Here is a 3,454-nt window from a genome sequence, read left to right as displayed (position 1 = left end):
GCTCATGTCTCTCCCGAAGAGATTATGACCCGGAAACTGCGTCCATCCGAAGAGGATGAACTTGAAGAGCAGGTAGCGAAAAAAGTACATCAGAAGAAACATCCGGTAACGGAGACCGAAGGTGCAGCTAAGATAGAACTTGAAGACGAAGCAGAAAGCGACTACGATCGAGCTAAACAGCTTGGTTATACAGGCGACTCTTGCCCCGAGTGCGGGAGCATGACGATGATCCGTAATGGGACATGCCAGAAGTGCATAACGTGCGGATCTACGACTGGGTGCTCCTGATTTAGCAATCGATAGACTAGTCTTTTTCAGCCCGGTAGATCGAAAGTCTGCCGGGTTGTTTTTTCTGACTCAATTTAAACGTCACTGCGCTGTGCTCCGATTGTTTTCGGAGAGCGCAGCGTTAGCGGAGTTGAGAAGTTTTAGAAGCCTAAGACATGGTATTTCTATCAGGAGTAGTATTCTGGATAGGATTTCCATGGATGTTATTTTTGCAGCAATGGTATTGGAGAGGAACAGAAATACCATGTCTGATTTCTGCTCGAACAGATGTTTAAAATATTTACCAAGTACGATCATCCGATTGACAAAGAAGCAGACAAGAGATTTTCCCACCGGATGATAATAGCACACAGCGGTAACCGAGAGGAAAGAAGCAAGAGGTAAGGCCGCGGATTGGATGGGTATCGTCGTTTTATTCTGACATTATATTTGGTTGAATAAATGTACTTCGGATAAAGGATTAGCACTAAAACGTTTAATTATAACTCTTTATGATTATCGGAAAAAGTCGGTATTTAAAATAGTGCCGGTAAATATATGTTATGCTTCTTTATTCAAATTCATAAAATTGATAACAATGTTTAAATGGCAAAAACTATTCACTCTATACATCATTTTTTCGATCTCAGGTTTTAACGTTTCAAATAATCAACTTGCAGTAGCACAATCGGTACATGAGATTGAAGATCAAAATGGTTCAGTTCTTTTCAGAGTAGATGCCAATAGAACAGGGTATTTTAACGATTACGGTCCAGTTAACGATCAAGTCAAAAAACTATGGAGTTTTGAAACTGAAAAAAACAGAATTGAAGCTTCACCTATTGTATATGATTCCACGCTATATTTGGGTTCATCAGCTGATCATCTCTATGCAATAGATATTACAACAGGTACTGAAAAATGGCGATCAGACTCTACAGGTTTCTTTAGATCTTCAGCTGCCATTGCAAACAAACTCTTATTTGTAGGTAATGCAGACAAACACTTATATGCATTAAATCTTGACGGCTCCGAAAAATGGAAAATTAAAACAGAAGGTGTTGTTTTCGCTGCTCCATTAGTGGTTGAAAACCATATATATTTCGGAAGTATTGACACTTATGGTTATTCCAGACTTGCCTACAAAACAGATTCAATCAAAACCAAAAGTAAGTTCTATGCATTAGATACTCAAACTGGAGAGGAGGTATGGAATTTTTCACCTGAAGGCGGACTTCGTTCATCTCCTGCTTATCATAATGGAGTTCTATTTTTTGGCAGCTGGGATGGAACTTTATATGCATTGGATGCAACTAGCGGAGGTTTAAAATGGTCATTCGAAACAGGAAGAAAAATATACTCCACCCCGGCAGTTGAAAACAACTCTGTAATCTTTGCAAGCAACGACGATTACTTGTACTCATTGAATGTTGAGGATGGTTCTGAAAATTGGAGATTTGATTTAAAGTCTCAAAATATAAATGAATGGATCCCAAGAATCTCATCTCCTGCAGTGTCGAAGAATTCAGTATTTATTGGAAGCCTCAATGGTAATTTATATTCAGTTAACTTGGAAGATGGCTCTTTAAATTGGTTATTTGAAACGGATGATAAAATAGGCTCTTCCCCGGCTGTAACAGATAATGCAGTATATTTTGGTAGCGATGACAACTATGTATATGCGCTTAAAACATCGGACGGTAGTTTGATTTGGAAATACAAAAGCAATCATCCTATTGGAACATCATCACCATTTATTCAGGATGGTAAATTATATATTGGCACGATGGGAAATGAAATTATTGCATTAGAATGAATCTAAAGAATGAATCTTACATCATCTTAACTACATCGAAGCATAACCAGCAATTCCTGCTGACGGGTTCAAGTAAGCTCCTCGATTTTTAATTTGGTAGACCCGCAGCAGAATTGCCAAACCGTTATATGGCTTACCCTCTTGCAATATTTATCCTTATAGGTTAGTTTCATATTTACACCATAACGAAACTTAAAAGGTTATGCCAAGTATCACAGTCAAAAATATACCGGAGCCTATTTACAAAAAGTTAAAGCAGCAGGCAGAAGCCCAACATCGCAGTATGAACAGCGAAATTATCGCCTGTCTGGAGCGATCCGTTGAGCCGCAGCGTGTTTCTTCTGATGAAATTCTTCGTCAGGCACGGATGATGAGAAGAAAAGTGAAAGGAAGCCTCTCTTCTGAAGAGATCCAGGATGCCATTGATCAAGGCAGGCTATGATAGTAGTTGACACAAATATCCTGGCCCACTTTTGGTTACCATCAGACCATACTGAACTTTGTGAGCAACTGTTTCAATGGGATCCGGATTGGGTTGCTCCGGTTTTGTGGAAAAGTGAGTTCAGGAATGTTGTTATTCTTTATATGAGGAAAAAACTCATCGGTCTGTCGGAAGCACTACAAATCTCTGAAAAAGCAGAAAATCAAATGAAAGATCGGGAGTTTCATGTAAACTCCGTTCAGGTTTATAATTTTTCTGAAAAATCTGATTGTTCTTCCTATGACTGTGAATTCATCAGTCTAGCAGATGATCTGGATACCAAACTGATAACTATGGATAAGCAAATCCTTCGTTCGTTTCCTGAGCGATGTGCGAAACCATCGGATGTACTTAACACATAATATCACCACAGAACTAAATGTATCGCTTTGCGTGCAAAAGATGAGCCTGCTAGCATGTTCAGATTTTTTCTCAACTTTTGAGTTGGTCGCCCGGTAGCAGAAACACCATACCGTTATGGTCCTACATACAATCCAATAACTCATTGAGTACATCCTGGTTTACATACATGATCCGGTGCACGAACGGCAATCTCTATACCGGGAGTACAAATCATATGATCAGGCGCTGGCATCAGCACCGGCAGGGGACCGGGGCGAAATATTTACGGGCTCACGATCCCGAAGAAGTGGTATATATAGAACCGCATTTGAATCGTTCAGCCGCCTGTAAGAGGGAGTACGAGATTAAGCAGTTTTCTAAGCAGGAGAAGGAAGCGTTGATTGAGTGTTGAAGTCTGCGAAGCATGTTTTTGCAGCACCAATGTTCATATTTTGTTGACTCTTATTACCTAAGTTCGATTATTGAATATTGAATGTGAAAGTCCCCCTTATCAAAGGGGGATAGAGGGGGATGTTTATCAGAATGTG

4 protein-coding genes and 1 pseudogene are annotated in these 3,454 nt (G+C 39.8%); all 5 read left to right on the top strand.

Annotated features, from left to right (window positions below; translation table 11 throughout):
• Positions 1-288, top strand: a pseudogene (locus ACESM0_RS13355) (hypothetical protein); the annotation flags it as partial.
• Positions 289-865: 577 nt separating this feature from the next.
• Positions 866-2,083 carry a PQQ-binding-like beta-propeller repeat protein gene (locus ACESM0_RS13350; RefSeq protein WP_372906700.1) on the top strand — a complete coding sequence of 406 codons (1,218 nt, stop codon included), beginning with the start codon at positions 866-868 and terminating at the stop codon, positions 2,081-2,083.
• A 202-nt stretch (positions 2,084-2,285) separates the two neighbouring features.
• Positions 2,286-2,525 (top strand): FitA-like ribbon-helix-helix domain-containing protein, encoded by a 240-nt coding sequence (locus tag ACESM0_RS13345; protein ID WP_372906699.1) that lies wholly within the window; start codon positions 2,286-2,288, stop codon positions 2,523-2,525.
• Positions 2,522-2,926, top strand: coding sequence for a type II toxin-antitoxin system VapC family toxin (locus tag ACESM0_RS13340; protein ID WP_372906698.1), 405 nt, complete (start codon positions 2,522-2,524; stop codon positions 2,924-2,926). Before ACESM0_RS13345 ends, ACESM0_RS13340 begins: the two co-directional genes overlap by 4 nt.
• Before the next feature lie 143 nt (positions 2,927-3,069).
• Positions 3,070-3,318, top strand: coding sequence for a GIY-YIG nuclease family protein (locus tag ACESM0_RS13335; RefSeq protein WP_372906697.1), 249 nt, complete (start codon positions 3,070-3,072; stop codon positions 3,316-3,318).
• The last annotated feature ends 136 nt before the right edge of the window (positions 3,319-3,454 follow it).

Source organism: Rhodohalobacter sp., from assembly GCF_041686455.1.
Taxonomy (GTDB): domain Bacteria; phylum Bacteroidota; class Rhodothermia; order Balneolales; family Balneolaceae; genus Rhodohalobacter.
Note: the sequence above shows the minus strand (reverse complement) of the source record. Positions and strands in the feature narration are given on the sequence as shown.